The following is a 3,312-nucleotide window of genomic DNA, read 5'->3' on the forward strand; positions in this document are numbered from 1 at the left end:
ATGAAATTGTCGATTTCATCGTCGCTCTGGACCTGCGCGCCCGGTTGGATTTCCGCGCCGCGATAAGGATCAAACGCCGCCTGTCCGAAGATTTCCCGCGTCAGCCGCACGCAATGGCGGAAATCGGCCCAGTCGTCCTCATGCGACATGTAGTTGAACTTGATGATCGGCTTTTCACGCGGATTGGCCGAGCGAAGCGTCACGCTGCCGCGCGATTTTGATCGCATCGGCCCGACATGGGCCTGAAAGCCGTGCGACTGCGCTGCCGCCTTGCCGTCATAGCGGATGGCGACCGGCAGGAAATGATATTGGATATCGGGATATTCCACGCCCGCCTTCGAGCGCACGAAAGCAGCGGATTCGAAATGATTGGTCGCGCCGTCGCCCGTCTTGAAGAACAGCCATTCCGCGCCGATTCTGGCTTTCGAAAACAGGTTCAGCTTGGAATAGAGCGTGATCGGCTGCGTGCATTCCTGCTGGATATAGACTTCCAGATGGTCCTGCAGGTTCTGGCCGACGCCGGGACGGTCGGCAACCACTTCGATCCCATGGTCTTTCAGATGCGCGGCAGGCCCGATGCCGGAAAGCATCAAAAGCTTTGGCGAATTGATCGACGAGGCGGCAATGATGACCTCGCGCCGCGCACGGACGGTCGAAAAGGTGCGGCCTGCCTCGATCTCGACGCCAACGGCCCGCTTGCCTTCAAGCACGATCTTGCGCGCCAACCCCTTGACCAGCCTGACATTCGGGCGCTTGAGCGCGGGCTTCAGATAGGCATTGGCGGCGGACCAGCGACGACCATTATGGATCGTCTGCTCCATCGGGCCGAAACCTTCCTGCTTCTCGCCGTTATAATCTTCCGTCACTTCGAAACCCGCCTGATGACCGGCCTCGACAAAGGCATGAAACAGCGGATTGTCGCGTTTGCCGCGCTGAATATAGAGCGGGCCGCTGGTGCCGCGCCAGCCTTCCTGACCGCCGCTCGAATTTTCCATGCGCTTGAAATAGGGCAGCACATCGGCATAGGCCCAGCCGCGCGCGCCGCTTTCCGACCAGTGGTCGTAGTCGCGGGCGTGGCCGCGCACATAGACCATGCCGTTGATCGAGGATGAACCGCCCAGCACCTTGCCGCGCGGCGTCACGAGGCTGCGCCCGCCAATATGCGGCTCCGGCTCGGTGGAAAAGCCCCAGTCATAGGTCTCCATGTTCATGGGGAAGGACAGCGCCGCCGGCATCTGGATCAGCGGGCCGACATCCGGCACGCCATATTCGATGACGATCACCGAATAGCGGCCGTCTTCCGACAGGCGATAGGCCATGGCCGATCCGGCGGAGCCGGAGCCGATGATGACGAAATCCGCTTCCATACTCATTTTTCTCCCGAAGGCCCTTCCAAAAGTGGGCTTGAAAGCTGAACCGCGATGTAATCTTCCACGAGTGCCGTGGCCCTGCCTGCATCCGGCGCATCCGCGCCGAGCGCATGGCGGATATAGAGGCCGTCGATCATCGCTCCCGCGCCCTCGGCGATGCGGTGCGCCTGTTCGCGGCTCGTGAGCTGCTCCAGCGCGAAAACCAGATTTGAATGAAGGCGGCGCGCATAGATGCGCAAGAGCCGCCGCGTATCTTCCGACTGCTGCGCATGCACATAAAAGGTCAGCCAGGCTGCAATCGTTTCCTGCGTGAACTGCGAGGCGGAAAAATTGACTGCGATGATGGCGGCGATACGCGCCTGCGGCGTCTCCGCCTGTCCGATGGCCGCGTTGAGATCCTGCCCCAGTTCGCGCAGCAGATGCCGCATCGTGGCCAGAATGAGCTTGTCCTTGCCGCCGAAATAATGATGCGCAAGCGCGGGCGAAACCCCCGCCTCATGCGCGATCTGCGCGACGGTCACATCCAGCGAACCGCGCTGGCCGATTGTGCGGATGGCGGCATCGATCAGCTCGCGCCGCCGCAAGGGCTCCATCCCGATCTTGGGCATAATTCTGGTCCGTTCTCAGGCTAATTCCAGTGCAGTCTATCTTTGATTGACTCATCAATCAATAAAAACCCACCATGCAAATCATGCGTTTACGCGTCGCAGAAGCGGGCGGGTAATGGGGGAGGCTTGCCGGACGGGGTGCGCTTGCTTACATTGAAATGATGAGCAGAGCTTTCACCAAAGAACAGGATGATGCGCCGACCGACCTTGGCGAGCGCCCTGTAAGCCCGCATCGCAATCTCGTCACGCCGACGGGGCTGAAGATGATCGAGGATGAAATCGCCCGGCTGCAACGCGAGCTGGCGGATGCCAATGTCGCCGGCGAGCGTTCAGCGGTTGCGCGCATTTCGCGTGATCTGCGCTACTGGACGGCGCGGCGCGAAAACGCCGAGCTTTCGGTTCCCGCTGCCGATAGCGATGTCGTGCGTTTCGGCATGACCGTGGAACTGGAAAATCTGGATGATGGCAAGGTCCGTCGCTGGACCATCGTGGGCGAGGACGAGGCCGACCCGTCAAACGGCAAGATCTCCCATGTCGCGCCTGTCGCCATCCTGCTGTTCGGCAAGCCGGTCGGTGATGTCGTGAAAATCAACAATGTCGAATGGGAAATCCTGTCGCTGACGACAGTTTAGACTTCTTCTATCGCGACTGTATGGTCACGGAAAAAAGCGGTCGCGCCAGCTTCATCAATCTCGCCGGAAGCAATGCCCATCGTGAAACTGTAAAGCAATCCGTCGTCTGCGGTCAGTGCATAGCCATTGACGAGCAGAAACGTAACAGCGGTAACGATAGCGGTGCGCTTGTTGCCATCTACGAAAGCATGGTTGCGGCCTATTCCGAAAACATAGGCTGCTGCGATTTCCGCATGATCCGGTTGGCCATAAACCTGTTTGTTCTGCGCGCGAGCCAGGGCAGACTCAAGAGCATTCTCATCACGAAGCCCTTGAGCGCCGCCGTGGCGTTGCAGTTGTTCGATGTGGATTGCCTCAACGACGCGTCGCGAAAGAAAACGCCAGTTCATTCGGCGAGCTTCTGCAAGGCGACCTTGTACTTGTCCATCACTTTACGGGCAGCTTCCATCTGCTGCTCGAAAGTATCGTCAACAGGCTCCAGCGTCAGGCCGTTCGGTGTTTCGATCACCTGGAGCTTATCTCCGGTCTGGAGGTTGAGCCGCTCCAGCACTTCCTTAGGCAGGATCACACCATCGGAATTGCCGATCTTGCGCAGGGTCACATTCATGGCTGTTCTCCTATGTTATAACGCTTGATATAACATGGCGTGCGCTTCTTGTCACTACAAGCTACAGCCAGCCTTTGCGGCGGAAATAATAGAGC

Annotated in this window: 5 protein-coding genes; 1 reads left to right on the top strand and 4 read right to left on the bottom strand. The window is 59.1% G+C overall.

The window, feature by feature from the left end; all coding sequences use genetic code 11:
• Both betA and betI read right to left on the bottom strand, forming a co-directional pair.
• Positions 1 to 1,373 (bottom strand): choline dehydrogenase (betA, locus tag RCF13_RS23365; RefSeq protein ID WP_308141573.1); only part of this gene is annotated, 1,373 nt, incomplete at its 3' end.
• Positions 1,370 to 1,978: a transcriptional regulator BetI gene (betI, locus tag RCF13_RS23370; RefSeq protein ID WP_006471138.1), complete on the bottom strand. Its 609-nt coding sequence runs from the start codon at positions 1,976 to 1,978 to the stop codon at positions 1,370 to 1,372. The genes betI and betA, both read right to left, overlap by 4 nt.
• Before the next feature lie 161 nt (positions 1,979 to 2,139).
• Between betI and RCF13_RS23375 the strand changes: the two genes are divergently transcribed.
• A complete protein-coding gene (locus tag RCF13_RS23375) occupies positions 2,140 to 2,610 on the top strand; it encodes a GreA/GreB family elongation factor (RefSeq protein WP_022570208.1) in 471 nt (156 codons plus the stop codon).
• On the opposite strand, the gene RCF13_RS23380 is transcribed toward RCF13_RS23375, so the two are convergent.
• Both RCF13_RS23380 and RCF13_RS23385 read right to left on the bottom strand, forming a co-directional pair.
• Positions 2,607 to 2,999 carry a type II toxin-antitoxin system death-on-curing family toxin gene (locus RCF13_RS23380; protein ID WP_006466309.1) on the bottom strand — a complete coding sequence of 131 codons (393 nt, stop codon included), beginning with the start codon at positions 2,997 to 2,999 and terminating at the stop codon, positions 2,607 to 2,609. The two genes, RCF13_RS23375 and RCF13_RS23380, sit on opposite strands and share 4 nt — an antisense overlap.
• Complete coding sequence (locus tag RCF13_RS23385) at positions 2,996 to 3,217, bottom strand: AbrB/MazE/SpoVT family DNA-binding domain-containing protein (protein ID WP_075041615.1); 222 nt, start codon at positions 3,215 to 3,217, stop codon at positions 2,996 to 2,998. Before RCF13_RS23385 ends, RCF13_RS23380 begins: the two co-directional genes overlap by 4 nt.
• Positions 3,218 to 3,312: the final 95 nt, after the last annotated feature.

Source organism: Stenotrophomonas maltophilia group sp. RNC7 (assembly GCF_030910085.1).
Classification (GTDB): Bacteria; Pseudomonadota; Gammaproteobacteria; order Xanthomonadales; family Xanthomonadaceae; genus Stenotrophomonas; species Stenotrophomonas sepilia.